Source organism: Flavipsychrobacter stenotrophus (genome assembly GCF_002954265.1).
In the GTDB taxonomy this organism is placed as follows: Bacteria; Bacteroidota; Bacteroidia; order Chitinophagales; family Chitinophagaceae; genus Flavipsychrobacter; species Flavipsychrobacter stenotrophus.
The window spans coordinates 26,422-53,382 of record NZ_PPSL01000009.1; the positions used below are offsets into that span (position 1 = coordinate 26,422).

The 26,961-nt window shown below is 39.7% G+C and carries 22 protein-coding genes, 1 tRNA gene and 1 pseudogene; 6 read left to right on the forward strand and 18 right to left on the reverse strand.

Annotated features, from left to right (window positions below):
* Nucleotides 1–36 precede the first annotated feature (36 nt).
* Entirely contained in the window at nucleotides 37–912 is an 876-nt protein-coding gene (locus CJD36_RS21415) for a helix-turn-helix domain-containing protein (protein ID WP_105041260.1), read from the reverse strand.
* A gap of 412 nt (nucleotides 913–1,324) precedes the next feature.
* Here CJD36_RS21415 and CJD36_RS21420 point away from each other — a divergent pair, with 412 nt between their 5' ends.
* Genes CJD36_RS21420 through CJD36_RS21430 form a run of 3 tightly spaced genes read left to right on the forward strand, consistent with a single transcriptional unit; the run spans nucleotide 1,325 to nucleotide 5,692 of the window.
* The gene (locus CJD36_RS21420) at nucleotides 1,325–3,001 is read left to right on the forward strand and encodes a peptidase domain-containing ABC transporter (RefSeq protein WP_105041261.1); all 1,677 of its coding nucleotides are present in this window, start codon (nucleotides 1,325–1,327) and stop codon (nucleotides 2,999–3,001) included.
* Complete coding sequence (locus CJD36_RS21425) at nucleotides 2,998–4,305, forward strand: HlyD family secretion protein (RefSeq protein WP_105041262.1); 1,308 nt, start codon at nucleotides 2,998–3,000, stop codon at nucleotides 4,303–4,305. Before CJD36_RS21420 ends, CJD36_RS21425 begins: the two co-directional genes overlap by 4 nt.
* The gene (locus CJD36_RS21430) at nucleotides 4,286–5,692 is read left to right on the forward strand and encodes a TolC family protein (RefSeq protein ID WP_161499414.1); all 1,407 of its coding nucleotides are present in this window, start codon (nucleotides 4,286–4,288) and stop codon (nucleotides 5,690–5,692) included. The genes CJD36_RS21425 and CJD36_RS21430 overlap by 20 nt, the downstream gene beginning before the upstream one ends.
* Nucleotides 5,693–5,694: 2 nt before the next feature.
* Here the strand turns inward: CJD36_RS21430 and CJD36_RS21435 are convergent, their stop codons facing one another.
* The 9 genes from CJD36_RS21435 to CJD36_RS21475 all read right to left on the reverse strand — a co-directional run bounded on the left by CJD36_RS21435 (nucleotide 5,695) and on the right by CJD36_RS21475 (nucleotide 14,027).
* The gene (locus CJD36_RS21435; RefSeq protein ID WP_205685675.1) at nucleotides 5,695–6,357 is read right to left on the reverse strand and encodes a TetR/AcrR family transcriptional regulator; all 663 of its coding nucleotides are present in this window, start codon (nucleotides 6,355–6,357) and stop codon (nucleotides 5,695–5,697) included.
* 133 nt (nucleotides 6,358–6,490) lie between these two features.
* Nucleotides 6,491–7,438: a sodium-dependent bicarbonate transport family permease gene (locus tag CJD36_RS21440; RefSeq protein WP_205685676.1), complete on the reverse strand. Its 948-nt coding sequence runs from the start codon at nucleotides 7,436–7,438 to the stop codon at nucleotides 6,491–6,493.
* Nucleotides 7,439–7,449: 11 nt separating this feature from the next.
* Complete coding sequence (locus tag CJD36_RS21445; RefSeq protein ID WP_105041266.1) at nucleotides 7,450–8,820, reverse strand: dihydroorotase; 1,371 nt, start codon at nucleotides 8,818–8,820, stop codon at nucleotides 7,450–7,452.
* 1 nt (nucleotide 8,821) lies between these two features.
* Complete coding sequence (locus CJD36_RS21450; RefSeq protein ID WP_105041267.1) at nucleotides 8,822–9,787, reverse strand: L-threonylcarbamoyladenylate synthase; 966 nt, start codon at nucleotides 9,785–9,787, stop codon at nucleotides 8,822–8,824.
* Nucleotides 9,788–9,802: 15 nt separating this feature from the next.
* Nucleotides 9,803–10,660 carry a DUF6671 family protein gene (locus tag CJD36_RS21455; protein WP_105041268.1) on the reverse strand — a complete coding sequence of 286 codons (858 nt, stop codon included), beginning with the start codon at nucleotides 10,658–10,660 and terminating at the stop codon, nucleotides 9,803–9,805.
* 1 nt (nucleotide 10,661) lies between these two features.
* Nucleotides 10,662–10,925: a hypothetical protein gene (locus CJD36_RS21460; RefSeq protein ID WP_105041269.1), complete on the reverse strand. Its 264-nt coding sequence runs from the start codon at nucleotides 10,923–10,925 to the stop codon at nucleotides 10,662–10,664.
* 32 nt (nucleotides 10,926–10,957) lie between these two features.
* Entirely contained in the window at nucleotides 10,958–11,443 is a 486-nt protein-coding gene (purE, locus tag CJD36_RS21465; RefSeq protein WP_240609404.1) for a 5-(carboxyamino)imidazole ribonucleotide mutase, read from the reverse strand.
* A 16-nt stretch (nucleotides 11,444–11,459) separates the two neighbouring features.
* Nucleotides 11,460–12,569, reverse strand: coding sequence for a 5-(carboxyamino)imidazole ribonucleotide synthase (locus CJD36_RS21470; protein ID WP_105041271.1), 1,110 nt, complete (start codon nucleotides 12,567–12,569; stop codon nucleotides 11,460–11,462).
* 6 nt (nucleotides 12,570–12,575) lie between these two features.
* Nucleotides 12,576–14,027, reverse strand: coding sequence for an isocitrate/isopropylmalate family dehydrogenase (locus CJD36_RS21475; protein WP_240609405.1), 1,452 nt, complete (start codon nucleotides 14,025–14,027; stop codon nucleotides 12,576–12,578).
* A gap of 287 nt (nucleotides 14,028–14,314) precedes the next feature.
* On the opposite strand from CJD36_RS21475, the gene CJD36_RS21480 reads away from it, so the two are divergent.
* Entirely contained in the window at nucleotides 14,315–14,854 is a 540-nt protein-coding gene (locus CJD36_RS21480; RefSeq protein ID WP_205685677.1) for a lipocalin family protein, read from the forward strand.
* A 190-nt stretch (nucleotides 14,855–15,044) separates the two neighbouring features.
* On the opposite strand, the gene CJD36_RS21485 is transcribed toward CJD36_RS21480, so the two are convergent.
* Together CJD36_RS21485 and CJD36_RS21490 are read right to left on the reverse strand one after the other, a co-directional pair.
* A complete protein-coding gene (locus CJD36_RS21485; RefSeq protein WP_205685678.1) occupies nucleotides 15,045–17,279 on the reverse strand; it encodes a DUF2309 domain-containing protein in 2,235 nt (744 codons plus the stop codon).
* Between the two features lie 20 nt (nucleotides 17,280–17,299).
* Nucleotides 17,300–18,643 (reverse strand): proton-conducting transporter transmembrane domain-containing protein, encoded by a 1,344-nt coding sequence (locus CJD36_RS21490; RefSeq protein WP_105041273.1) that lies wholly within the window; start codon nucleotides 18,641–18,643, stop codon nucleotides 17,300–17,302.
* A gap of 95 nt (nucleotides 18,644–18,738) precedes the next feature.
* Between CJD36_RS21490 and CJD36_RS21495 the strand changes: the two genes are divergently transcribed.
* Nucleotides 18,739–19,590 carry a LysR substrate-binding domain-containing protein gene (locus CJD36_RS21495; protein ID WP_105041274.1) on the forward strand — a complete coding sequence of 284 codons (852 nt, stop codon included), beginning with the start codon at nucleotides 18,739–18,741 and terminating at the stop codon, nucleotides 19,588–19,590.
* A 126-nt stretch (nucleotides 19,591–19,716) separates the two neighbouring features.
* On the opposite strand, the gene CJD36_RS21500 is transcribed toward CJD36_RS21495, so the two are convergent.
* The 5 genes and pseudogenes from CJD36_RS21500 to CJD36_RS24060 form a co-directional block, all read right to left on the reverse strand.
* Nucleotides 19,717–20,184, reverse strand: a complete 468-nt coding sequence (locus CJD36_RS21500; protein WP_105041275.1) for a hypothetical protein — start codon at nucleotides 20,182–20,184, stop codon at nucleotides 19,717–19,719.
* A 206-nt stretch (nucleotides 20,185–20,390) separates the two neighbouring features.
* Complete coding sequence (locus CJD36_RS21505) at nucleotides 20,391–23,432, reverse strand: efflux RND transporter permease subunit (RefSeq protein ID WP_105041276.1); 3,042 nt, start codon at nucleotides 23,430–23,432, stop codon at nucleotides 20,391–20,393.
* Nucleotides 23,429–24,376 (reverse strand): efflux RND transporter periplasmic adaptor subunit, encoded by a 948-nt coding sequence (locus CJD36_RS21510; RefSeq protein WP_240609406.1) that lies wholly within the window; start codon nucleotides 24,374–24,376, stop codon nucleotides 23,429–23,431. Before CJD36_RS21510 ends, CJD36_RS21505 begins: the two co-directional genes overlap by 4 nt.
* A 10-nt stretch (nucleotides 24,377–24,386) precedes the next feature.
* On the reverse strand, nucleotides 24,387–25,637 hold the full coding sequence (locus tag CJD36_RS21515) for a TolC family protein (protein ID WP_105041277.1): 1,251 nt from the start codon (nucleotides 25,635–25,637) through the stop codon (nucleotides 24,387–24,389).
* Nucleotides 25,638–25,676: 39 nt separating this feature from the next.
* A pseudogene (locus tag CJD36_RS24060) lies at nucleotides 25,677–25,922 on the reverse strand (ATP-binding protein); the annotation flags it as partial.
* On the opposite strand from CJD36_RS24060, the gene CJD36_RS24065 reads away from it, so the two are divergent.
* Nucleotides 25,900–26,871, forward strand: a complete 972-nt coding sequence (locus CJD36_RS24065; protein WP_394337901.1) for a recombinase family protein — start codon at nucleotides 25,900–25,902, stop codon at nucleotides 26,869–26,871. The pseudogene CJD36_RS24060 and the gene CJD36_RS24065 sit on opposite strands and share 23 nt — an antisense overlap.
* On the opposite strand, the gene CJD36_RS21530 is transcribed toward CJD36_RS24065, so the two are convergent.
* Nucleotides 26,831–26,905 (reverse strand) — tRNA-Glu (locus CJD36_RS21530). The two genes, CJD36_RS24065 and CJD36_RS21530, sit on opposite strands and share 41 nt — an antisense overlap.
* Nucleotides 26,906–26,961: the final 56 nt, after the last annotated feature.

A 26,961-nucleotide genomic window follows, 5' to 3' on the forward strand; every position in this document is an offset into this window, starting at 1 on the left:
GGACAAATCAGCCTTTGTATGGCACTTTTAGAACAACTACTTTTTGAGGTGACTTTCTTTGAATTCTACGGGCGTGGCTTCTGTATTCTTTTTGAAATAACGAACAAAATATGCCGGATCTTCAAATCCCAATTCTTGCCCTATTTCTTTAACAGATAAATTAGAATGTACTAAAAGGCGTTTTGCTTCTAATAGGATTCTATCATTTATTATTTCTTTTGGCGACTTGCCTAAAATCTTCGAAGTCGCTTGCCCCAACCGCTTTTCAGATATACAAATAATTTTAGAATAGTCGTTTACACTCTTTAATTTAGTGTATTTATTTTCCAATAAATCCCTAAACAGCAACGTATAATCCAGATCAGCTCCTTTTTTCAATTCCAAGAACCCTTGCTTTCGTTTTTCCCTTTCTGCAAGAAGCAAAAAGTTCTGAAGTAAGTTCTTTAATAGCGTATGCTTTGAGTCGTCGTCTGGCAAACCTAATTCTTCAGTGATGCTTTGACAAATATTAGTATATTTTTCAAAACTAGCCTTATTAAGTACTATTGTTGGTGAGCCTGCAAAGTCGTTGAATAAGATACTACTTCTTAAAAACCTGGTATCGTTGTCTGTTATACAATAAAAGTCATCGGTAAAAATTAAGACACGGCCTTCATATTTCAGCAGTTGGTCAAACTGATGTACTCTATCTTTGTCGATAAACAAAAAAGAGTAAGGTTCTATACTTATAGGTTCAAAATCGACAAAATGAGTTGGCTGACAATTTTCAAATAGAAAGATATGATAGAAATTTGTTCGATGCGGGGTTAGAAGATGTTCTTTATTTACCGTTATCAACGTGTGCAACGGCACAACTTCAATCTGAAGCGAGGCATTCTGTTTAAATTTAAGCTTCTTTATTTGCTTGGCCATCGTTTAATTGAGATCACAAAGATAGTTTTTTGACTATTGGAAGGTCTTAAATTTCCTTCTTTGTAGTCTAAAAAATTACATTAAATGCGATTTTGCATAGTACTTCGACTGCCAACTATTGAAGAATTGGAACGTTAATATTCACTAACAGATTTTTTCCCTCATTTACAGGGATCGGGTCTTGTTCTTCATCAATCCATTCCGACAGGCAATAGTATTTTCCCTTAACCCATTTAGTTTAAAAGGAATTTACCTGCGATGTTGCAATTTCTACAAAATTGGCCGAAAGTTTAATTGATCTATAAAGCTAAAAAATACATCGCTATCTTTTTTTGTCATTTTTAACACTTTGACAATAGTATTACTATCTAAAAAAGCAGTATTTATGTATCTTTGCTAAAATTACAACTATATGGCAGAGAAGCGAATGAGCACATTAGTGAAACTTCTTGAGGTATTAAAATTTGAAAAATCTGAAATTTCATCCATATATTTCTATGCGATAATAGCAGGAGTAGTGCAATTATCATTACCGTTGGGAATACAGTCAATTATAAGTTTTGTACTTGGTGGCACTATTTCCACGTCAATGATATTACTCATAGCACTAGTGATAATAGGTGTTTTGGTGGCGGGGTTGCTTCAGGTTAATCAAATGAAGTTGATTGAAAAAATACAACAACAACTCTTTGTAAGGTACGCATTCAAATATGCAGATACAATTCCTAAATTAAACCTGCAAGATGTTGACAACTATTACCTGCCGGAGCTGGTCAATCGTTTTTTCGACACCGTATCGTTACAAAAAGGCATATCAAAAATCTTGCTTGACATTCCAGCCGCGTCAATTCAAATAATTTTCGGTCTAGTGCTGCTCTCGTTCTATCATCCGGTATTTATTTTTTTCGGATTACTGCTGCTGGCTGTACTGTATCTCATTTTAGTAACAACCGGAAATAAAGGCTTACAAACAAGTCTGGAAGAAAGTAACTACAAATATAAAGTTGCGGGGTATTTACAGGAGATTGCAAGAGTCATTACCACTTTCAAATTCTCACGAGATAGTTCTTTGCATATCAATAAGACTGACGATTATGTCTCGGGATACCTCGAATCAAGAACATCGCACTTCAAAATACTGCTTTTTCAATATTGGACATTAATCGTTTTTAAGCTGTTGATCATTTCAGCGATGCTGATTGTTGGCGCTATTCTACTTGTAGATCAGCAAATAAATGTTGGACAATTTATCGCATCCGAGATAGTTATTCTCATGATCATAAGCTCGGTGGAAAAAATGATAGTTAGCCTTGATAATATATATGATGTGCTTACTTCTGTAGAGAAGATCAACAAATTATTAGAGAAACCTAAAGAAAAAGTGGGTAATCACCAATTAACAAATGGCAACGCCGGGTTCGCCATCGAGGTCAAGGACGTATGTTTTGGATACAGTAGTGATAGACTGATATTGAAAAATTTATCGTTTAATATACCTGCGGGTAGTAAGGTATGTATAGTGGGTGCTCACAGTGCAGGCAAATCAACTCTTATAAGATTGTTAAGCGGGGCTTATCAAAACTTCGACGGAAGTATATTGATCAATAAGATTCCGATTGACACCTATGATATTCGTTCCATACGGGCAAACGTTGGTGTGCTATTGAGTATACAGGAGATATTTCAGGGAACAATAAAGGAAAACATTTGCATTGGTAACGATAGTATCACTTATGAGCAGATGAATCATTTGGCTGAAATAACCGGTTTGAAACAATTTGTGAATAGCCATAAAGAGGGTTATGAATTTGAAATAAAACCCATTGGCAACCACCTACCCGATAAAATAGTAAAGAAGGTTTTGCTTGTAAGAGCACTTATACATAACCCACAGTTGTTGCTGCTTGAAGAGCCGTGGTTGGGCCTTGAAGAGCAATATGCTAAGAAAATACAGACGCACATTTTGGAGCAATTGAATGATAAGACAATTATTGTCGTCACAAATGATGCAGCCTTCGCTGAAAAATGCAATTTGATAATCGAGATGGATAAAGGCGCTGTTAAATCAATAAAAACAAACAATCTATGAGAGAGATAAAAGAAACTATAGAGCGGGAAGTAACAAACACTAAGTTTCGGTCATTTGATCTTGTTTATAGGATTGGTGTGAAAAATCATGTGCGATACTGGTTGATAGCTGCCTTGGTATCACTTATTATCATACTCTTCTTACCATGGACTCAAAACATACGAGCGAAAGGTGCGATCACTACATTGAGGCAGGAGCAACGCCCGCAGGAATTAAATTCGATCATTCCCGGTCGCATTATTAAATGGTACGTTAAGGAGGGGGATATAGTGCAGGCAGGAGATACAATAGCCCAGCTTGCAGAAATAAAAGATAATTACCTTGATCCAGAACTATTGAACAGAACAAAAGAGCAGATCAATGCAAAAAAATCGAGCGTAGGTTTTTATGGAGATAAGGTAGCTGCTACTGATGCGCAGATAACAGCGATGCAGCAAGTATTGATATTAAAATTGAAGCAATTATCGCTAAAAGTGGTAGCCGACAGTTTTGAGGCGGTATCCGCCGCTAATGATATGAGAATTGCTGAAGTGCAATTTCGCCGGCAAAAAATAATGAGGGATAGCGGCTTGTCGTCTCTTGTGCAACTGGAGCAGCGTAACCAATATTATCAGAGTGCTGTGGCTAAGAAAACGAGTGCTGAAATGAAATTCTTCAATACTAAAACTGAACTGATTCAGGCTCAGGCGGAGTTTCTGGAAAAAAAATCAAAAGCCCAGGGCGAAAAAGCAGCAGCACAAAGTGAAATATCTAATAGCACAGCAGATGTTGCTAAACTGAGTAATCAGTACGAAAACTACAGGATAAGGAACGGTATGTACTACCTAATTGCCCCACAAAGTGGGCAAATAGTGCAAGCCAATAAATCGGGACTGAATGAAATACTGAAGGAAGGAGAAAAAATAGCAGAGATCGTTCCGTTACAAATAGACCATGCGGTTGAAATTTATGTACGACCTGTGGATCTTCCCTTGTTATCAAAAGGTCAAAAGGTGCGCTTCCTTTTCGACGGATACCCCGCTATCGTATTTAGCGGCTGGCCTAAGGCTTCTTATGGTATTTTTAGTGGTGAAATTGCAGTAATTGAAAGCTCTGTTAGCAGCAATGGAAAATTCAGGATACTTGTGGGAGAAGATAAATCTTATAGACCGTGGCCAAAGACGCTAATGCTTGGCACCGGTGCATCTGCCATAGCACTTCTCAAAGATGTACCCGTTTGGTATGAATTGTGGCGAAATATTAATGGGTTCCCTCCTGAATATTACCAAACAAAAGAAAAAAGCAATGATAAAGGAAAGAAGTAAATATTTGCTTGTTTTGGTATCTGTTTTGCTTTCTGTTACCTGCATGGCCGGCGATAGTACGCATCATGTGTTAACCAAAGACGATTTTATCAATATTGTAAAGCAGTACCATCCTATTGCTAAACAAGCCGATTTGCAAGTAGAGCGGGCAACGGCTAACGTACAGCAATCTCGTGGTGTGTTTGATCCCGAAATAGGCACTACGCTTGACAGAAAGACATTCGATGGCAAACTATATTATAGTTATTTTAAACCGGAACTGACAATACCTACCTGGTACGGAATAGATTTAAAAGCGGGGGTAGAAGAAATTGTTGGGAGCAGAGTTTCTCCGGAATCTACTTTGGGGCAAACAAGTTATATAGGTGTGAAGGTGCCTGCTAATCAATTGTTATTTGATAAACGCAGGGCAACGCTCAGGCAGGCACAGGCGTTGCAACAACAAACTGCCGAGGAAAGAAAACTTGCAGTTAATAACCTTTTGTATGATGGACTTGCCGCTTATTGGAACTGGGTCGAAAAATACTGTAGCTATAGAATAATTTCAAGTGCTGTAGCTGTTGGGGAAGAAAGGGTACGATTCGTCAAGTTAGAATTTGAGCAGGGTCTGCGCCCCGCTATTGACACTGTAGAGGCGATAACTCAGCTGCAGACATTCTCCTTTCAGGAAAGTGTTATGCAGCTAGCGTTCCGTAACGCAGGAATGGAATTGTCGAACTATCTGTGGCTGGAAAATAATTCGCCTGCTGAATGGTCAGATATGATTTTACCGGACACAACCGATTTTGATAAAGCCGCTACTAGTATACCCGACCTTAATGCACTGCTTTCTGCTTTAGACATGCATCCTAAATTGCGGTCTATCAACTACAAAATGGACATACTCGAAATCGATAAGAGGTTGAAAGCACAGTCGTTGATGCCAAAGCTCAGTTTGAGTGGAAATATTCTGAGTAAAGGTTACAACTACCCGCAAGAATTAAATTTGCCTTTACTGGAAAATAATCATAAAGTAGGCTTTAGTTTTGCAATGCCATTATTCTTAAGAGACGCCAGGGGGGCATACAGTGCGGCTAAACTAAAAATATTTGAGACGGATCTTGATAGAAACAACACAAGACTACAAATTGAAAACAAGACAAGAAGTTATTACAACGAGCTACTGGCTGTAAGGCAGCAACTCAATATAATGACCAGCACAAACACTAATTTTATTAAGCTATACCAGGGCGAACGGCTAAAATTCGAAACCGGAGAAAGTTCTCTGTTCTTGCTTAATGCACGGCAAAGTAAGGTGCTGGAGACTGCACAAAAACTAATTGAGTTGAAAGCTAAGTGGCAAAAAGCATATGTTAGTCTACTTTGGGCTTCGGCTACGCTTTATTAAAATTACTTCTTTTTTACGGCGTCCAGCATACTATATATCATGTGACTAAGATAGTGTACTACGATATTAGTGTCTTTAACATTTCCAAAATCAGTTAGGCGTGGCAGGTGATCCTTGAAATATATCTGTCTGTGAGCTGTTTCTATTAGTGTGCTGGCTAAAGAGTGAGGATAAGGGTATCCGGGCTTATACTCTAGAAATATTTCCGCTATTCTATGACATAGATCTTTATATGGTTTAAACAACATGGCCTTATTATCTTCAGTTACATGTTTAGTAAGATAAGATTTATCTCCCTCAGATATAATGATCTTTTGCAGCACATTTTTATTAATATGCTCTAATGCAAATTCGTCCTTTTCCTGAGACGTGAGTAATTTTATAACAGCATCAATTTTTTGTTTGCTGTTGCTTATATTGTTGGTGCTAAATACAAGCTGGTATTCCAACCACGTCCAAAACCATGTAGTTATGTAGGTGAGTAGTCTATGTTTATTTTCAAAATACCTATAAATGCTGGCTTCAGTTGTGCCTACCCTTACAGCAAGTTTCTTGAATGTGAAATCTTCGAAGCCCAACTCATAGATCATTTCAATACCATGCCTTATAATGCCTTTACCCAATTCTGATGTCTCAGGATCCCGTAAATATAACTTGTGATTCATCTTTATTTGAAGTTGCACTTCCATAATAGTAATAGTATTTGCTGAAGCAAAGTTAGCATTTAAGATTGATTCAGTTTTATGAATAATATTTTTTTGCAGGTTGACGATAGTAATACAATCATTTTGCAATTAATTAAAACGATTGGATGACCATCCAATATAATGGCAGGCCAATAGTAATATTTAAGGGGAAAGTTAGCCCTAATGCCATTGGAATATATAGACCGGGGTCTGCGTCCGGAGCTGCTTGCTTCATGGCTGCCGGAACGGCAATGTAAGATGCGCTAGCGGCCAGAATTGCCAATAACAGCCTATTACCGGGATGGATACCTAAAAAGTGAGTTATTATGATGGACATTAAACCGTTAACTATGGGAATTACTATTGCAAAAAGTGTTACAAACCAGCCGTAATTTTTGAAGGCAGAGAACCGTCTGGCAGCTACCATCCCCATTTCTAAAAGAAAGATGGCCAAAAAGCCTTTAAATATATCTGTGGTAAATGGTTTGATGCCTTCAGCTCCTTTCACATCTGAAATGATTCCTATTACTAAACTACCAACGATCATAAAAACAGACCCGTTGGTAAGGGATTCGTGAACTATTCGGCCCATGCTATGATTGTTGCCTGTGTGCGCCCCATATTTTCGCATTAACATGACACCTATTATTATTGCCGGTGCTTCCATTAATGCCATTGAAGCAACCATGTGTCCTCCATAGTTCACCTTCAAACTATCTAAGAACAGTGTAGCTGTTACGAAAGTTACAGCACTCACAGAGCCATATGTAGCAGCTATTGCACCAGCATTTTCTATGCTTAATTTTTTCTTTAGCATAAAGAAAGTATACAAAGGAACTACGGTGGCAAGTGATATCGACAATAGTAATGTAACAACAATTTCTCTATTTAAACCGCTATGAGCTAGTTCCTGGCCACCTTTAAAGCCAATTGAAAATAAAAGATATAAGGATATAAATTTCGAAGTAGATGCCGGTATTTCAAGGTCACTTTTCACTAGAGAAGCTAATACACCGAGGGCGAAAAATAACAATGTAGGATTGGTAAGGTTGTTGATCAATAGGTTATAATTCATATTTGCGATTTTTTAGCGTTTTGCTTCAATGACTTAAATGTTAGTTGCTTTCCCATTATTGACTCATCAAAGATTTCCTGGTGATACACGATATGCCCGTTTACAATAGTCGTACAAACTGCAGAGCTGAAAGTGTACCCCATAAATGGCGACCAGCCACATTTGTACAAAATATTAGCGCTGTCAACTTTCCATTTTTGATTCATGTCCACTATTACCAAGTCTGCGTAGTAACCTTTTCGTATAAACCCTCGTTTTTCTATGCCAAATAGTATTGCCGGGTTGTGGCACATCTTTTCCACTACTTTCTCTATAGATGTTGCCTTTTGTTTTACCAGCTCTAGCATAGCAACGAGAGCATGTTGCACCATTGGTCCGCCGCTAGGTGAGCTTATATAATTTTGTTGTTTTTCTGTTTGCGAATGAGGCGCATGATCTGTGCTAACTATGTCGATTCTGTCATCATTTAGGGCTCGCATCAATTCATTTCTGTCCTCCTTCCTTTTTATTGAAGGATTCCACTTAATATTTACTCCCAATGTTTTATAGTCATCATCACAAAACCACAAATGATGTATACATACCTCAGAGGTCACCCTCTTCTTACTTATATGCACATCATTACTAAATAACATGGCTTCTTTAGCCGTTGATAAATGGAGTACGTGTAAACGTGTGTTGAACTTTATTGCCATCCCCAATACCCGAAAGGTAGCCTGGTAGCAAGCATCTTCACTTCTTATACGGGAATGTTCTTCTATAGGTATGTTGTCGCCATATCGCTCACGCGCAATCGTCAAATTGTCCTCAACTATCGATTCGTCTTCACAATGCAAAGAAATAATACTATCTGTGGACGCAAATAATTTTTGCATATAATCAGAATTGTTGGACAGCATATTGCCAGTTCCTGAAAAATATAGTCCGTCATCAGTTATTGCACCCACGGTGCCATTGTCCACATTCATCAGCTCATTATAATTCCCGGTATTAATGCCTAGATAGAACGAATAGTTGGCCAATGATTTTTCAGATGCAATTCTTTCTTTTTCTTTTATCAGTTCACTAGTCAGCGTGTTTGGTATTGTGTTGGGCATTTCTATGAAAGAAGTAATGCCGCCAGCCACTGCTGCTTTTGCCTCTGTGTAAATATCTCCTTTATGAGTAAGCCCCGGTTCCCTGAAATGAACATGAGTATCAATTAAGCCTGGTAGAATGTATTTACCTGCACCGTCTATTACAATACTATCTACCGCTCCATCAAGTTGGCCTATATCTTGTATAATACCATTTTGGATTAATATATCCGCTACGAAAACTTCACCTTCATTGACAATGTTAGCTTGTTTTATAACTATTGACTTCATGTTATACGGTTGATGCTCGGTTTAACCGATCGTTTATTGATTTTCCAATTCCCTCATCTGGCAACTTGTTCACTATGATTAAGTCATAACCAGCATTGTCCATTGTATGCATTGCCGAGTATAAATTATAGGCAATCACGCTCATGTTAGTTGTTTTTCCCAAAACTATCTGATGTTGTTCCTGAAGTTGTGGACTATAAGAGTTATAGGTTAAGAGTCCAATTTTTTTGCCCGCATATATATTCAGTGCCTGCTCTACGTTTTGGGTTAGCAGTAGCGGCGTACGTGGCGAGTAGTGTTTTTTAAGCATTCCTGGTGCTAAGGTTTTCGTTGTGTCTGAATTGATGGTTACCGGCCCCACAACATCCTCTATCTCGGAAATAGTTATAGATCCCAACCTGTATATCACAGGCATCTCGTTTTTTAAGCCAATTATTGTTGATTCTATTCCTGCTGTGCATTTTCCTCCGTCAAGTATAAAGGGAATTTTACCGCTCATTTGGCTATATACATGTTTTGCAGTTGTGGGGCTGATAAAGCCGAAAGGGTTAGCACTTGGAGCCGCCAATGGATAGTCAAGTAGCTCTAATAATTTATTTGCGACAGGGTGGGCGGGAAATCTGATCGCTACATTAGGTAGTCCCGATGTAACTATATCCGGAACAAACTTCTTTTTGGGAAGTAAAAGTGTTAGCGGGCCGGGCATGAATTTTTCAATAAGCAACTCTGCTTTTTCGTTTATTTCATTTGCTACTTCATATATCCAATTCTTGCTGGCAACATGTATGATCAGTGGGTTAGTAGTCGGCCTGCCTTTCGCATGGTAAACCTTATTGATTGCTTTTTCGCTAAATGCATTGGCTGCGAGGCCATAAACTGTTTCCGTAGGAATTGCTACTATTTCTTCTTTGTCCAGCAATTGCTTTGCACGTAAAATATCAGTTCCTATTTCAGTTTCAAATATCATATCTGGAATTTTCTATCAAGGGTTGCAGTAATCACAATACATAGGTTCCTCGGATTCTTTGCCATTAGGGTATTTTATCTCGGCTCTATGTTCACATTTCTGACACTCGTATACAAACGAGTAAGTACTTCTAGTTGGTGATGTGCATAAGCTACAGGGCAATCCTGCTCTGACAAGCTTTACGTCAAAGCCCGGCAACGAACAATTCGGGCATGTGTTTATAATTGTTTTAACTAGTTTATTGGTAGCCTCCTGTATTACTTTTTGTCGGGTTGGGTTATGCATTGCCCTCATATCAGTCTCTATAAATACAGCTCCATATTTCCCAAAAAACTTTGCGAATTTTTCCTGAAGATCGTTCCATGAGGATATACCCTTTGCTATATCTTCATTATTGTTTTTTGATTTGCGGATGATTAGGCTGTGAGACGGGAAAAGCGACGCCTCAGCAAATTTTTTAGCACTATCCCAATCTGTAAAGACGTCACCTCCAAAGTTTGTATTAGTGCTAATTAACCTGGCCTTAATTTCAACATTATTTTTCAAATCAAGCAGTACAAGTATTTCATCGTCTGCGGGAGCAAAAAACATTGACGGGTGAGGTCCAAATGAGCCTTCACTTGCAATTGCGAGATCGCTTCCGGTCAATTCACAGGCGGCAGTACATTTTATTCTTCCGGCTTCCACCGGGTCTACATTTCTCTCTATTTCCCCACTAAAGGTTCCATAAGCATCTGTGTCAAAATTTGCTGGAACAACAATCTCTAGTCCCAATTCACTTTTCAGAATAGGGCCAATGATGGCTTCTTTACCATGCATCGTGGCAATAACAATTTTTCGCCCGGCGAAGTATTGCCTGATAATATCGTTCATACTAATCCAGCAATGGTTCTACAACAATTATAGCATGAAGATTTACTCTCTTGTCGCCGATCTTATCCAGCGCTTTTTTCAGCTCTTCTTCTACTATAGTTCTCCTTTCTTCATCGTATTGCAAATAGTCTTCGCTGATGGTGTCCCCTTTGAAACTTTTTAGCTCTATCTGAATTTTATCTTTTATCAAATTCATGATCAAGCCTTTCGCGTGTTCCGACTGAAAGCATCCCTGTATCATTACAATCTCGCTTTGTTGTACCATATATTGCGTTTGTTGGGTAAAGTGAATTGTTGCTATGCTTTTAGACTAACATCTGTTTGCTGGCTTTTAACCTTCTCGACATTTTTTAATTTTGCTTCCTTTAGCATTGCCATAAGCCGGCCATCATGTGTAGCCAGTATTTGTACTGCAAGTAGGCCTGCATTATGAGCTCCATTAACTGCAACAGTTGCCACAGGGATATCATTAGGCATCTGTACAATGGACAACAACGAATCCCAACCGTCCAATGAATTACTTGATTTTACCGGCACACCTATCACAGGTATAGTGGTAATAGCGGCCACCATCCCTGGCAGATGTGCTGAGCCGCCTGCCCCTGCTATAATTACCTTAAGGCCTCTGTCAAGCGCTGTGCTGGCATAGTCAAACATAATTTGCGGACTACGATGTGCAGAGATAACTGTGAACTCATAAGGGATCTTATATTGATCCAAAATGTCTGCCGCTGGTTTCATGATAGCAGCGTCAGAGCTACTACCCATTATTATTCCTATCATCGGTGTTTCCATTTTTTTAGTTTAGAATGTTTTTAATAGCGGCTATTTGCGCATGTACCCCATCAATATTTTCTTCGGTAATCGTTATGTGTCCTATCTTCCTTCCAATCTTACTATTGGCTTTCCCGTAATAATGAAGGTGCATAGTAGGCTTACTTACTATAGCTGACAGGTCGAGCTGTTTGCCGGTTTCAATCAGGTTAACAAGTCCTGCCTTGTAGTTTAGCCGGGTATCGCCAAGTGGGAAACCCGTTATTGCCCTTATCAGCTGTTCGTATTGTGACGTAGGGCATGCTTCTATTGTGTGGTGACCGCTGTTATGAGGTCTTGGTGCTATTTCATTAACGAGCAATATGTCATTATCTGTGATAAACATTTCTATAGCTATAATACCTACCAAAGACATCTCTGCAGCAATTTTTATGGCAATTTCATATGCTTGATTAGAGATCTCTGATTCCAGATTGGCAGGGCAAATCTGATAATCAAGTAGGTGCTTTTCGGGATCAAACACCATCAGAGTTGGCTCATAGCATTCAATCGCGCCATCTTCGCCTCTTGCTACTATCAACGATATTTCCTGTTTTATATTCATCTTTTCCTCCAGAATTGCCGGCCCATCGAAAGCGTTTTCTATGTCTGTCTCAGAATATAACATCATTACACCCTTACCATCATAGCCATTGCGCCTCATCTTCAAACATGCCGGTAGTTTTGAGGCATTATTGTACAATTCCTCCTTATTCGTAATTGATACGTACGGTACAACAGGAATATTATGGTGTTTCAGGAATTCCTTCTGATCTTGTTTATCCTGAATGGTAGCTATCAACTCAGGAGAGGGATGAATTTTAACTCCTTTATCTCGCAAGTATCTTAACGCTTCAGTATTGACAGCTTCTTTTTCTATTGTAACAATATCGCATTGTTTTCCGAATGCCACTACATCCTCATAGTTATTAGGGTCTCCGCAAACAAAAGAGTTTGTGTACCTGGCGGCTGGGGCATTAGTATCTTTGTCTAAAACCGAAATATCTAATCCATAGTCTATTGCTGATCGTATAAGCATAGCACCAAGTTGTCCGCCGCCCAGTATGCCTATACGCACTTTCTCGTTATGTATCATAGTTAATTATTGTCCTTGAGCTAAAGAATATGATTTAACACCTCCATACATCATCAGCCACTCAATGGAGCATATTTTTATTGACCTTGATATCTCCTTTGCGAAATCTAAAATTTCATCTGCAGTTAAAGACGGCGCACCGGGTTCCCTTTCTATTCTTACTCTGAATTGATCTACACAGTCAGTAAGCAGTGAACCATCCGGATATACTTGCGTTCCTCTATTGCTGATCATGATAAGTGACATGCTCTCCGGCAACTTGTCTTTGAATTTGTGTGCTATAACCTTTGGTTGTTCGGTACTTTCTACAAAAAAGTCCGCTCCATTCACTATAGCCTCACCCTTGGTAGGTGTATGAAGAATCTGATAGACTTCCCTTTTTTCCTGAGCTTTTGTTAGGCTAAGATTATTTATGTCTGTCCTATTAGTGATTTGAAGGTTCTTTATTATCTGTTGAGAAAATTCGGTTGTATTCAGTTGTTTATCTTTGCCAATGCCAAAATCTATAGTGTGGTAACCCTGTTGTAAAGTATTGTATAGCGAGTTTTCAATTGCTATGGCTTCATGTGTCATTCCAAGGTGGCGAAGCATCATACAACTACTTATCAATAAAGCGGTTGGGTTGGCAATGTTTTTACCTGCAATATCTGGGGCTGACCCGTGAACTGCCTCGAAAATGCATACGTTATCGCCGATATTAGCAGACGGAGCAAACCCCAACCCACCTACAAGACCCGCACAAAGGTCTGAAAGTATATCACCCTGTAGGTTAGGAAGAACGATAACCTCAAAATCATTTGGTCTGGATACCAGTTTCATTGCAAGATCATCGACTATTATGTCCGAGGCCTTTATTTCAGGATAGTCTTTTGCTACTTCGTAAAAGCATTCCAGAAAAAGCCCGTCCGTGATCTTCATGATGTTTGCCTTGTGCCCGCAGGTGACTTTTTTAGCACCCTTCTTGCGGGCCATTTCAAATGTGTACTTATGTACTTGTATAGATCCGGGTCGGGTGATAAATCTGCGGCAAAGTGCTACATCTTCTGTTAGCATATGCTCTATTCCCCCGTAAGTATCTTCGATATTTTCCCTTACCATAGTAATATCGATTGGGATGCCGGCCTTGGAGAAAACTGTTTCCACGCCATTAAGCGATTTGAAAACACGTTTGTTGGCATATGTACTCCACATTTTTCGTGCGGTTACATTAATACTTTTCATGCCTTTTCCTTTGGGCGTTTCCATCGGGCCTTTGAGCAATACTCCTAACTGCTCAATTGTATTCTTTGCCTCAGGAGTCATTCCTGATGAATGGCCTTTTTCGTACCAGGTTTTGCCCATGTCTACCACTTCGAAATCTAGCGGAGCACCAGTAGCTCCAATAATCGATAGGGTTGCGTCCATTATTTCAGGACCTATTCCATCTCCTTTGGCAACAGCTATTCTTATTTTTTGCATAATGGCTTTGATGTGTTTTACAACCTTATGTGCACATCACACTGCAAAAGTAATAAAACTATTTGTAATAGTAGTATTACTATTACAGATTGCAAATAATATTTTACAATGATTGTATAGCAACTTTCTATTTTAGCAATACAATATTTGGAGCAGCTTCTGATTGTCATAGCCATAGACCTATACCTGTGGAAATCGTGCATTTAATAAATGGAATGCCTGTGCCTTTTGACAATTTTTAATCGGAGCTTTGATTTCTGTAGTTAAAAAACATATAAACACATCTAGTGGCAAGGAAAGCAAATTCTCAGGGAAGAATCAGTTTAGTTTTTTCAATCATCATTTTTATGTCAGTAAATACGTTGAGATCTCAAACACTACATACTGTTATCAGTGTAGATGTAGAAAAGTATTCGGGTAAATGGTATGAAATTGCGTCATATCCGCAACGTTTTCAAAAAGGCTGTCATTGCACAACTGCTGAATATACTTTAAGCCCGGATGGTTATCTGATAGTAGAAAACAGATGTAACAAAGGCAGTGTGAATGGCAAGCAATCTTACATAAAAGGGAAGGCATTTGTTGAAAAGAACTCCGGCAATGCGAAGCTGAAAGTTCAGTTTTTCTGGCCTTTTAGGGCAAAGTATTGGATAATCGATTTAGCTGGCGACTATAACTATGCAGTTGTCAGCCATCCTAACAAGAAATATTTATGGATACTATCCAGAACACCTAAAATGAATGATGCAATTTACCAGCAGATTCTCTCAAGATTGAAAGAGATGGGATTTGATTTAAGTAAACTACAGGTTACCGAGCAAATATAGATAGAGTACTTGACACTTTACTTACCAGTTCTTTTATAACGATTGTAAACAAATGCTCTCAATAACACACTAATTTCACATGTGGAATTTACTTCAAATTACACAAAAGCGTTAAAGCCTGTAGCTTCTCCAGACTTTAACGCTAACCGACTGTGTTTACTTATAGGCTAACTTAAAATTTCAGATTTTCCTACCAATTGGTATGATCCCAAGTAAGATCACGATTCAGTTGGTATTTCAGATTTTCTTTGGGGTCGTGGCATATCATATGCACCCATCCATTTCCAAATAGCTTTTGCAGAATCTGTTGTTGCATAATTATCTCACCGATCTTTGTTTTAGGTGCATAAACCACCACTGTTAGCCTAATTGGATTGTGATATGGTTCGTCATCAGATTTAAAGACCGACTGTAAAGGAAGTCCGTTCATAAGGTCACTGGCGTTGCCCTGCATGATGCCTATTTTTCCTGTAATATTCTTAGTTACCTTACTTCCTCCGCCGAATGCAACATTGTCAAGAGTTGAGAAGAAATACTGAGCGTTTATCCATTGAGCCACCACCATAGGTGCTGTTAATATGGTGGTGAGCGATGAACTATCAATGTCTTTTTCCCACTCATAAGAGTGCAGAAATGATCTGCCTTCAAGGTTGATAGCCTTGGTAAGCCACCTGGGCCCTACAATAAATGATGCATTTCTGGCCAGGCCCCATTCAGGTCGCACCTGGGCCCAGTCTTTGGCACGCAATGCGGTAGCCTTACTTGCTTCCCGCTCATTTGTCATAACACCCATTTGCCTGCTTCGCCATAAACTATTTTCATTTCTGGTAAATTCAAGGCTTTGTTTAAGCGCCTGTACTTGTGCTGCAAAACTATCTGACATCTCCTCATTATATATCTCTACTTCATCGGTAGTTGTATTGTGTTCAGCAGCCAGGAAAATTGTATCATCAGGAATAGCTATTCCCAACTTGCTAATCTCACTTCGTACCTCGTGGTCATTCAGTATGCTGGCAAGAATTCGGGCGTTAGGCGCTCCATGCCGCCCACCGCATGCCCCGCAATCGAGGGCTGTTGCATACGCATTATTCTCCGTTGTACTGCCATGACCGCAGAAAACAACCAGCGGTGCAAAATTTTCTGTAAGTCCCATCATTTTTAAAGCGCCTATACCAAAGGATACCTGCTGCCGATGTGGTATGCTGCTAATATCTGGTGTTACTGAATAATCTGGTGCTAAAGATTTCCGGATTGCAGATTGTATTGATGCAGCATTATCAGGTAGCAAACTCCTTACGCTCATCCAGACACCACTAGCCAGTCCCAGGGTTTCTACAAGGGCAAAGGGGGTAGAAAAATTATATTTAAGTGACTGATAAAGCTTTTTTATCCCCTTAAGTCTTTTATATCCATCATCACAGGATTGATGTGAGCAGTTGGGTTTTTCTTCGACCGTATAGGCAGGCTTTAGCAGAACCGGGCAAGACGCATACGATGCTCCAGTCACACTATTACCTATGGAAACAGGTAGCCCAAAGAAACCAGCAAAGCCAAAAGTCTCGTAGTTGCCTTGAGACTCTAAAGCACGCCTGAAAGGCTCCGAACGAACATCGATACAAAATACCAGCTGCGCCTCCGCTCTTGTCTCTTTTCGTACCTGTTGTTTAGCTTCAAGTTGTTTTAGTAAGGCTTGTCTGTATGTGGTTTCATTGTCGACAACGTTATTATATATGCTTGAAATATCAGTAATCTCTACAGCTCTTCTGTGCCAAATGAGCAACTCCTTAGCGTTTGGCCATATCAGGTAGGTTAATACTATCCTGAATGCTAGGTATTCAGTTTGCGTAACTGGGTGTGGATGTTTAGCATCCTGTGCATCAGCCCAATTGGCACGGTATTGAATATGAGCGGCCCATCCCGATAGGGTTGTCAGCATCAGTGTGAGAAATTGCTGCTGATCCGTATACTGAATACCGAGCAATGACAGTGTTTCTGAAACAATAGCTTCAGGATTATCGGGCAGCGTCTTAAGCCAATGTATTTTCTGTTTATCATTTCCGATAATTTGTTGATCAAACTGTAGCAGCATTAACGTACTCCGTAAGAATCCCTTTTCCCTGAGCGGCATTGGGATAGTTGCTTGCCCGTCATCAAAGAAAGCTTGCAACCATTTTATACTTTCCCGATTTACATGCAGCAGATCAACAGGCATTTCCCGCTGTTGAAAGTATGCATTTGCATTTGTTAATCCGTCTTCGAACGTTAAATCCTCAAAGCCGGAAATGGGGTTCACTGCTATCAGGTTTTTAAGAGGCCAGAATGGTGCAATTTTTGACCAGCTCTTTGCTATGGCAGCATCAATTTGTTGACGGTCATTCACCGTTACACTCTTAGTTGGCATTTCCATGAATTCTGTTGTTTCCATTACTTATGTTTTTAACCTCTTTAGAATTGATATTTATTGCGGTGAGCTGTAATTGTGCTTGGATGTGGTTGGCTTGCATTAAGCATTTGCACGTATTTTTTTAGCAACCACTCCGGATTGGCTGTTTGTTTGGAAGGGCGCGCGAACATCATGGCCAACCAGGAAACTGTCAATAGTGCAGCAGCGAAGAAGTGAAATACATTGAGTTGTTGTGGCATTGAAATTCCAAGTGGTTCAAGTACACTTTCAACAAGACGCACACTAAATCCATAAAAAGATCCCGCAACTATCGCACCGAGTAAAGCGAGCAGTAATTTGCCTTTTGCATTACCACGTATTATAGGCAGCGCGAATTGGACACCAGCAATCATGGCAAGGAATTTCAGGAATAAAGTTGTATCCATTACTAATATTTGTTTCCCGGTAGAAAGTGAGAACATACAAGCAGCTATGATTCCATAGATTAAAGCCAGAGAAAAATCTTTGACTGACGGCGGATAGTCAAGATCGATGCGTTTTTCTTTTGCAGCAGACCCCGAAGAGAGGAATAAATATGATTTAAACAGTCCGTGCCAGCACAAATGGGCAACTGCCGCAGGGAATAATCCTAGGCCGCATTGGGCAATCATGAATCCCATTTGGCTCATTGTGGAACAAGCAAGCATTCGCTTGATATCGCTTTGCATAAGTTTCCATAATGTTCCTAAAAGGGCAGTGATGATCCCGACAATGAATATCACATTCAATATAGCGGGTTGACCGGTTAAAATAGGCGCAAAGCGGGCGAGTAAGAAACCTCCGCCATTTACCAGACCGGCGTGCATTATTGCAGATACTGGCGTAGGAGAGTTTAATGAGCTCGTTAACCAGCGGTGAAAAGGCCATAGTGCTGATTGTGTCATAGCAGCCAGTAACAAAAATATGCTGGCGGCAATCAGCCATTTTGATTCTATGCTTTTTGCCAGCATAGCCTGTATGGAGGTTTCCCCGGTAACATTATATAAAATAGCCAGTGCAGCACCCAGAAAAACAAAACCTAAAGCAAAATTCTTTATAGCCAGAATGGATGACTGTCTTGCAGCCTCCCACTCGCGTTTATGTAACATTAACCTTGCCAGTAAGGTATTACTGACTGCCCAAGACAGCAAAAGGATTAGAATGTGGTCTGCGCAGACCATCATAAAAACGGTTGTAACCAGAGCGAGCAAATTGACAAAAAATGTCTTCTGCCTCCTGTCTCCTTTCAGATAGCGGATAGAGAATGATGCGATGGATATTGCCACAAATGCAACCAGCCCCATTAGGAGCAAACTGAGCCTGTCAACATGAAATAAATTTGTAAAATCTGTCAAAATTTGCCTCATTTTTTAAAATTTGGTTTAGAATGACACAAAAGTATTTTATGTTTGCGTATAAGAAAAACGACTAATTCTAATGATTACAATAAGAAAATCTAATAATGCTTTTTGATGCGCTAACTCTTGAATGTTTTATAGCTGTTGCGGACACAGCCAGTTTTACGAGTGCCGCAGGCAAAGTTGCCCGCACCCAGTCAGCAGTAAGTCAGCAAATAAGCAAGCTTGAATCTTTGGTTGGAAAGCCATTGTTTTTAAGAGGTAGACATCTTTCACTCACTTCTGAGGGTGAAATACTGCTTACCTATGCTAAAAAGATCGTACAGCTAAATCGCGATGCAATGGATCGTTTCAAGCATCCTGAACTTCAGGGGGAAGTCAGATTTGGATTACCCGAAGATTTCGCAAGTGTTTTTCTATCTGATGTACTTACTGAATACGCATCCCTTCATCCTCGAATCATGCTTAATGTTGAATGTGATCTTACACTTAATTTGTTTGCCCGTTTTAAGAAGAAGGAATTTGATCTTGTTCTTGTAAAAATGAATAAGCCTGAAGATTTTCCCAACGGCATGGAAGTGTGGTCGGAAGCATTAGAATGGGTAGGTAATAGTAATATCACCCGATTTGAAGATGATGACCCTGTGCAACTTGTTTTGTCACCACAGCCATGCGTATATCGCGCAAGGGCCATACACTCTCTTGAAAAGTTGAATAAAAAATGGCGTATAGTTTTTTCAAGTCATAGTTATGCAGGCACAATTGCCGCAGTCAAAGCGGGGATGGGTATTACTGTATTGCCTCGTAATATGGTGCCTGATGAACTTAAAATAATCAGAGCAAATAAATACTTACCTAAATTAGATGACACACACATATCATTACTGAAGCATAATAGCACTAATTATGCCGTAAATTCATTTGAAGAGTTTGTCGTGGAACGATTGAAGCCATAGCATAGATAGCGGTCTCAATGTGTCTCAAATTCGAGCCTTAATAGCTATTAATAAACAGGCTCTATCATTAATTCTTATACAAAAGGAACAATAAACAAACATGATGTTCCCCTTATGATTACTCAATCAATAAATCTTCCTCCTCATCTCCGGCTTTAGTTTCCCTTCCTCATCCACCCATTCCGGCAGGCAATAGTAATTTCCCCTAACCCCTTTCAATTTATAAGGAATTAGCCTGCCATGTTGCATAGCCATATTCAGAAATGCCGACAAAAACTTCTCCTTGCTGACCTTTTCATGCAATATCAGCTCTTTCTTTTGTAGTACCTCAATGATTTCGGCAGAACGGAGCGGTTTGTTAGCCAGTGTAACTAAAAAAACGATCTTGCTGATCCATGACCAGCTATAATCGTAATGTTCAGCAGGCGTTTCATGCTTTTTCAGCTTCCTTTTCAGCTTTTCATTTTCTGTAGAGAGGTCTTTTACCTGATTCAGGGCATCATTCAGCGCATTTTGCTTTTCTACGACCTGTTTATTGAGGTTTTTGACCTTTATTTCCAGCCGTGCAATGGTAAATTCAGCATTATTTGACATAACAGCAATGATTTTCCGTATAAAATCCGAATGTTCTTAATCCAAATCTAAGGGTGTTCTAATGTTCGGGCAAACATCGTGAAAGATTTTCCGAATTCTGGGCAAATCGGAGCCGATTACTATTAAATCCGCAAATGTTTTTGATGATCTATCATCTACTAATCCTAAATTTAGCTGACGCATATTGCTGTCGGTTAATTTGTAACTTATACTTCGGTTATTATACTTTTTCTAAACAATATTCTTAACATAGAGGGCAATACAATTAGCAATAGTGGCAATGCAATTACAAATCCTCCTATTACTGATATTGCCAATGGTTGATGTAACTGTGCTCCGCTCCCAATACCCAAAGCTAATGGCATCAAAGCTATTATTGCTCCTAGAGCAGTCATTAGTTTTGGTCTCAGCCGTGTGGATATGGAGTATATCACAGCTTCATCTACACCTTTTTCATTTAGTGCGTCTCGGAACTGCAAAAAGGTGAAAATTGCGTTCTCTCCTATGATACCCACAATCATTATAAGGCCGGTATAGCTGCCTACATTCAACGGTGTGTGTGTAATAAATAATGCAATATAGCTGCCAGATATACCCAGTACCGCGAGCAGCACTATCAGTACCGCAACTCGGAAATCTCGGAAGAGAAAAAGTATCACTCCGAATACCAATAGACTGGACGAGATCAATATTATCAACAGTTCTTTAAAGGATTGCTGTTGCTCTGCATAAGATCCGCCATATTCTATATGATAGCCCTGTGGCAGTCTAATCTTTGATGCTACAGTTTGTTGAATATCATTTATTACACTGCCAAGGTCTCTGTTTTCCAGTCGGGCGGTAATTACCCCCTGCGACTGGATATTCTCCCGCTGTATTTCAGCATCACCTGAATCTACTATAATTTGAGCGAGTGAGCTTATAGGCGTCAGATTACCGTTTGGCAGAAATACCTGCAATTTGCCGATGTCTGCTGCACTTATTTTCCTGTTGCCCGGATAAACGGCTCTAATATTTGTTTGTTGTTCTTTCTCAAGTATTGTCCCCATTACGTTCCCCTCCATAGAAGTCTGTAACTGGTATTGCAGGCTTGCTGGACTAATACCCAAAAGAGCTAGTCGTTCATAAGTCGGTACAATGCGAACAGATGGGCCAGCGATCACTATTCCATTGAAAACATCAGCGGTGCCCTTAACTCCTGAGACAATAGCAGCTACTTGTGCAGACAACTCCTGTAGCTTTTGCTGGTTATCACCAAAAATTTTAACTTCTATCGGCTGTACTGATGACATTAGGTCGCCCAGCATATCTCCAATCACCTGGCCGAAGTCAATTCTCAGGGCTGGCTGGCTAGATTCAATTTTCTTTCTGAGGCCATTGATTACTTCATCCGTACGCTGGTTTCTCTTTTTCTTAAGCTGTATCAGGTAATCCCCACGGTTAGGTTCTGTAATAAAAAAAACCATTTGCGTTCCTGTTCTGCGGGAGTAGGCATCTATTTCCGGTGTAGCAATAATTATTTTCTCCACTTCATGAAGCATCCTGTCTGTTTCTTCCAGCGATGTACCGGGAGGTGAGCTATAATCCAGTACGATACTTCCTTCATCCATCTCCGGCAAAAAACCTGTCGTTAGTCTTGGCAATATCAGTACAATCGAAACGATAAGCCCGGCGACAAAAATGATGCTTATCAAGGGTTTGTGAATAAAGAAAGATACCCATGGCTGGGGTTTTACATTATGTACCACTTCTTCTTTCTTGACTACTGCTGCTTTTTTCTTGCGGGTAAGGAATAGATAAACAACCGGCAAACATATCCATGTAACAAAGAAGGAGCATACAAGCGTAATGATCATGGTGTTGGTCATGACTTTAAAATAAGCACCCGCCACACCGCTCATTAAAGCAAACGGAAGGAATATAACGATGGTACTTATAGAAGATCCGACCATAGCGGGCAATAAATAATTGATCGCTTTTTGGATCAGGTCATTTGTATGCTCATCCGGATGTTCCTCGTGGGTTCGGTGTATCTGTTCTACCACCACAATAGCATCGTCAATGATCAGGCCAATAGCTGCTGCCACAGCGCCAAGCGTCATGATGTTAAATGTGTACCCGACTGCATAGAGAACGATCAGGGTGAGCCCAAGCGTAACAGGTATCGTAATGAGAATGCTGGCGCTTGCCTTCAGTGACCGCAAAAAGATAATGGCCACAATTATAGCCAGTGCCAGCCCAATCCATAAACTATCCTTAACACTTTTCACAGATTCGTTTACAAAGTCGGCCTGTATGTAATAAGGTTTTACAGCAACATCTTTGGGCAGTATCTTCCTCAACTCCTTTATTTTCGCTTCAATGTCCCTTGAAATATTTACCAGGTTCGAATTAGGTTGTTTTATCACGGCTATCAGCAACCCGTCTTTTCCATTGGCATTGATCTTTATGTATTCAGTTCCCTCATGTATCTGCACGGCAGAAATTTCTTTGAGCAGCACCACACGCTTACCATCATTCTTAACAACAATATTAGAAAGTTCTTCCGTGGTTCGAACGGTAGCATCGGTAACCGTAAGATATAAATAACGGTAGTCAGAAAGATAGCCATTCGATTTAATAAAATTTGTTTGCGCCAGTGCAGCATTTATGGAGTCAGGCGTTATGGATAACGAGGTCATTTTCGCTTGGTCCAGCATAAGCCAGTATTCCTTTTGCCGACCACCTATTATCCGTATCTCCGAAATGCCTGCCACCTGCGATAAAAATGGCTTTATGGTATAAGTTGCAAGTTGCTTAAGTTCAATAGGAGAGCGTTTATTGCTTTCCAGTGTATAGCCCATTACCGGCAGTATGGACGGATTCATTTTCTCCACCGTGATCTGCACATCAGGTGGCAATGCGTTTTTTATTTGATTTATTTTAGATTCTATGCGCTGCTTACTGAGGTCTATATTAGCATCCCAGTTCATAAATGCAGATATTTCGCAGCTGCCCCTGCTGGTAGTACTACGTATTGTTTTAAGATCAGGCACCTGCTTTATAGCATTCTCCAGCGGCTTGGTCACCGTTATCATCATTTTGTTCACGGGCTGTAACCCCGCATCCGCAATGATCTTGATTTTCGGAAAAGTGATCTCCGGGAATAGTGCTGTTTGCATTTTACTATAAGCAAACATACCCCCCATGATGAGGAATACAATGACGACCGTTAGCGGGTTTTTATATGATACGAAGAAACTTTTCATTCTGGTTTTTGTACAATCGTGACTTTTGCTGTATCGGGTAATCCGTAATTTCCGGTTAGGAGTATCTTGGCGCTGGTGTCAAATTTTGGCTCCAGTATTTCCACGTTATCCCTTGTCTCAATTCCTCTTCTGACAGGTACTTTAACCGCTGTGTTTGAATCTATCATCATCATCACCCAGAAGCTGCTTTGCACGTCATTGGTGAGAACCGCAGCTTTAGGTAATGAAGGGGCATTAACCTTATTTGTTTTTATTATCCTCACTTTGGCAATTAAGTTCTCAGGGATGTTCCGGCTATTCGGCACTTTAATTACAATACTTTGTGTCTGCGAGCCAGGATCTACCGTAGGCATGGATTCTGTTACAACACCTTTTAGCTTTGTGCCATCGGGTAAGGAAAGCTCCACCGTATTGTTATTGGGAAGGTATCGCTTCAATTCAAAAGGAAGGCTCAACAGAAATGCAAAACTGCTTTCGTCACTGATCACCGCCAGTTGCTCACCATCCTGCACATAATCTCCTAACTGGTGGCTAAGTAACGTGATATACCCACCTGTACTGCTTTTTATGTTGTTGATACCTGAAAATCGGAAACCGGGGTCGAGCTTGTTTACTGAATTACCGATACTTTGCGCCTCTTTGGTTTTAAGGATAAATAATGTTTGCCTGGCAGCTACATGCTTCCCAAGTGCAGCATTCACTGACTGTACATAACCATTTACATTTGCTTTTACGTAGCTTTTCTGAAGAAATACAGACGTGGCACTGAGATCTACGAATTCTGTAAGCGTATCGATACTAACTTTCGTAACGGTGACAGGAGTACCTTGTAATGGCTGCTTTTCGCCAGAAGTTTCCTCTTTCGAAGAACCGGTATGACAAGAGGCAGTGCCTATTGTGAATAAGTATAGTAGCCAACAATATTTAATATTCAATACTCGCATCTCGTTTAATTTATTGGTTCCAATAGTTCAATTGATTGATGATTTGTAATCGGCTAACGTTGTTTTGCGTCAATAAATTTTTTGCAGTCAGGAAGTTATTTATTGCAATTACAAAATCTACAATTCTCACATCTCCCGTTTCCAACAATTTTTCGTTTACATTTATCAACCCTTCGGAAAATTTAATTTGCTCATTTATATCAGCGGTCAGTAAGTCAGTAGCCGCTAACTGCCGTTTCAGCATACTTGTTTGTTGAGCATATTGTAGTGTGAAAAAATCTTTATAGTGCTGGTTTGTGCTGCCTAATAGTTGTATCTTCTTTTCCTGAAATGAACGCTGGTGTCCATCATAAATTGGAACTGTCAGGTTTATGCCTATACCCGTACCAAAGTTTTTGTAAGCTTGATAAAGCAAAGTAGAGCTATATCCCGCGTTAACGAATGCAGTTAACTTAGGGCGATAGCTATACTTAAGTACTGAAATATCATTTGCAAGTCTTATACTATCTATTTTATAACGAAGGAAAAAAGCTGAAGAAGAGGGATCATTCAGGTACTGTAGCTTAATGTCGGGAGCATCAATGTTAACGGCTGTAGTATCAAATATGCCACATAAGTAGTTAAGCGTAGCATAGTCGCTATTGTATTGGATTTGCAATTGTTTCATCTGCAACTCCTGTTGCTTCATTGTAACTAAAAAAGTCAGGTAATCTGTTTGTCTATAAATATTGCTTTGGGTTAGCTTTTTTAAGATTACCTCTTGGTTTCTTAAAATGTAATTTACTTCAATATTAAAGTTCAATTGTTGCAAGTCGCCATACGCTGTAATGTACTGAGATGTAATACTTCTTTTTAAATCTTGTTCAATTAGTTTCTTTCCGTTCCTGACAGAATCATTTGCATAGCGAATACTTTTATACTGTGAGTTAAGATTATTTTTCCCGATTATGGCTTGGTTTACATTTATCAGCTCATTAAATGATTGCTGATTGCTCAAAGCTGCATCGTACCCATAGCCACCTATGATTGGTGAAATGGAATTGTTGGACGTTGCAGTTATCTGCGGTCTAAAAGTTGCCCTTAGCCGCTGGCTATCAATCAAACCTCCTGTAACCTGATTTTGATAATCCTTTATTAAGGGGCTATTTGCCAGCCCTAATTCAAGATAATAGTCCAGATTTCTATTTTGAGCGACAACAGTATCATTAAAAATGAAGAGCAGTATTATCGCAAGTTTAAGTTTATACAAATTTGCAAACATAGTACTGCGTTTTATTTTGTTACAGATAATTGGCAATTTCTAATGAAAATCAGTTTTAGTGATTTGTTTTAAAGTAATCGTAAAATCATGCCTGTCATTGACATATTGATATTTAATTGAGTAGCCCGCCATATCGCAGACTTGTTTTACAATAGATAATCCCAGTCCGTTTCCATCTTCTGAATGTGCGCCCCTATAAAAGCGTTTGAATAATTTATTGTAATCTAGTTCCGGGTATGGTGAAGAATTGGATATAGTTAGGTTGAGGTCTTTTAAAGTTATTTCAACATCACCTCCATCTACTCAGGGGCTTAAAATAACTAATCAGAGAATCTCAGCCTTCTTCCGCAATCCTTTTTATTGTGGCCTTATGGTGCATACGGCTTTGGAAGGACAGGTAATAGAAGGTAATCACGAGAAGATGATCTCTAAAGAGCTATTCCTCGAAGCGAATGACGTTCTATCTGAAAACAAGCAAGGTTATCGCACCAACCCTGAGAATGACGAAATACCGCTTAAACGGTTTTATAAGTGCGATGAGTGTGGGCAGTTTCTTAGGGCATACAAAGCATACAAGAATCAGAAGTACTACTACAAGTGCAACACAAAGGGATGCAACTGCAATATGAGGGCAGATACACTTCATGAACGTTTTGCTCAAACGTTGTCAGAATACTGCCTTGAATTTGACGATGCGATGCAGTACCTGATAAAAGAGCAAATGATTGTGGAATATAATAAGTCGAATGAGCAGAAAGAAGAGAACATTCAGAATATCGAAAAGCAATTAACTGAGGTAGATAAGAAGTTGGAACGCCTAGAAGAACGATATGTTTTGGAGGAAATAACCAAGGATATGTTCGATAAATTCAAGGCGAAATTCATTGACGAAAAGAAGGATATTGAAAAGGAACGGGCAAAATTTGGGAATAGGGTGTCGAACCTTGATTTATACATAGACGCTGCCTTTAGAACGTCCTCGAAACTCGCTCCAGAATGGGCTTCCGCTGATTACAACGACAGACAGGAACTTCAGTATATGGTCTTTCCTGATGGAATATACTACAATCGGAAAAAAGACGAGTGTCGAACCCCAAAAGTAAATGTGGCATTCCGCTACTTTGCAAGACTGGAAAGGCTTTCAGGGGAAAAGGAAAAGAGGGAACTGCAATTTGAATTGCATGTTCCCTCTTTGGTAGCATGTACGGGAGTCGAACCCGTCATTCCTCCGTGAAAGGGAGGCGTCTTAACCGATTGACCAACACGCCATTTCCCGCTTTTGGGAGTGCGAAGATAAGAAACTTTTATTAAAAAATACAACCTA

Bases quoted from the DNA above. Each gene is read 5' to 3' on its own strand.
- CJD36_RS21415 (WP_105041260.1), bottom strand. From the start codon at position 912: ATGGCCAAGCAAATAAAGAAGCTTAAATTTAAACAGAATGCCTCGCTT.
- CJD36_RS21420 (WP_105041261.1), top strand. From the start codon at position 1,325: ATGGCAGAGAAGCGAATGAGCACATTAGTGAAACTTCTTGAGGTATTA.
- CJD36_RS21425 (WP_105041262.1), top strand. From the start codon at position 2,998: ATGAGAGAGATAAAAGAAACTATAGAGCGGGAAGTAACAAACACTAAG.
- CJD36_RS21430 (WP_161499414.1), top strand. From the start codon at position 4,286: ATGATAAAGGAAAGAAGTAAATATTTGCTTGTTTTGGTATCTGTTTTG.
- CJD36_RS21435 (WP_205685675.1), bottom strand. From the start codon at position 6,357: ATGAATCACAAGTTATATTTACGGGATCCTGAGACATCAGAATTGGGT.
- CJD36_RS21445 (WP_105041266.1), bottom strand. From the start codon at position 8,820: ATGAAGTCAATAGTTATAAAACAAGCTAACATTGTCAATGAAGGTGAA.
- CJD36_RS21450 (WP_105041267.1), bottom strand. From the start codon at position 9,787: ATGATATTTGAAACTGAAATAGGAACTGATATTTTACGTGCAAAGCAA.
- CJD36_RS21455 (WP_105041268.1), bottom strand. From the start codon at position 10,660: ATGAACGATATTATCAGGCAATACTTCGCCGGGCGAAAAATTGTTATT.
- CJD36_RS21460 (WP_105041269.1), bottom strand. From the start codon at position 10,925: ATGGTACAACAAAGCGAGATTGTAATGATACAGGGATGCTTTCAGTCG.
- purE (WP_240609404.1), bottom strand. From the start codon at position 11,443: ATGATAGGAATAATAATGGGTAGTAGCTCTGACGCTGCTATCATGAAA.
- CJD36_RS21470 (WP_105041271.1), bottom strand. From the start codon at position 12,569: ATGATACATAACGAGAAAGTGCGTATAGGCATACTGGGCGGCGGACAA.
- CJD36_RS21475 (WP_240609405.1), bottom strand. From the start codon at position 14,027: ATGCAAAAAATAAGAATAGCTGTTGCCAAAGGAGATGGAATAGGTCCT.
- CJD36_RS21485 (WP_205685678.1), bottom strand. From the start codon at position 17,279: ATGGAAACAACAGAATTCATGGAAATGCCAACTAAGAGTGTAACGGTG.
- CJD36_RS21490 (WP_105041273.1), bottom strand. From the start codon at position 18,643: ATGAGGCAAATTTTGACAGATTTTACAAATTTATTTCATGTTGACAGG.
- CJD36_RS21495 (WP_105041274.1), top strand. From the start codon at position 18,739: ATGCTTTTTGATGCGCTAACTCTTGAATGTTTTATAGCTGTTGCGGAC.
- CJD36_RS21500 (WP_105041275.1), bottom strand. From the start codon at position 20,184: ATGTCAAATAATGCTGAATTTACCATTGCACGGCTGGAAATAAAGGTC.
- CJD36_RS21505 (WP_105041276.1), bottom strand. From the start codon at position 23,432: ATGAAAAGTTTCTTCGTATCATATAAAAACCCGCTAACGGTCGTCATT.
- CJD36_RS21510 (WP_240609406.1), bottom strand. From the start codon at position 24,376: ATGCGAGTATTGAATATTAAATATTGTTGGCTACTATACTTATTCACA.
- CJD36_RS21515 (WP_105041277.1), bottom strand. From the start codon at position 25,637: ATGTTTGCAAATTTGTATAAACTTAAACTTGCGATAATACTGCTCTTC.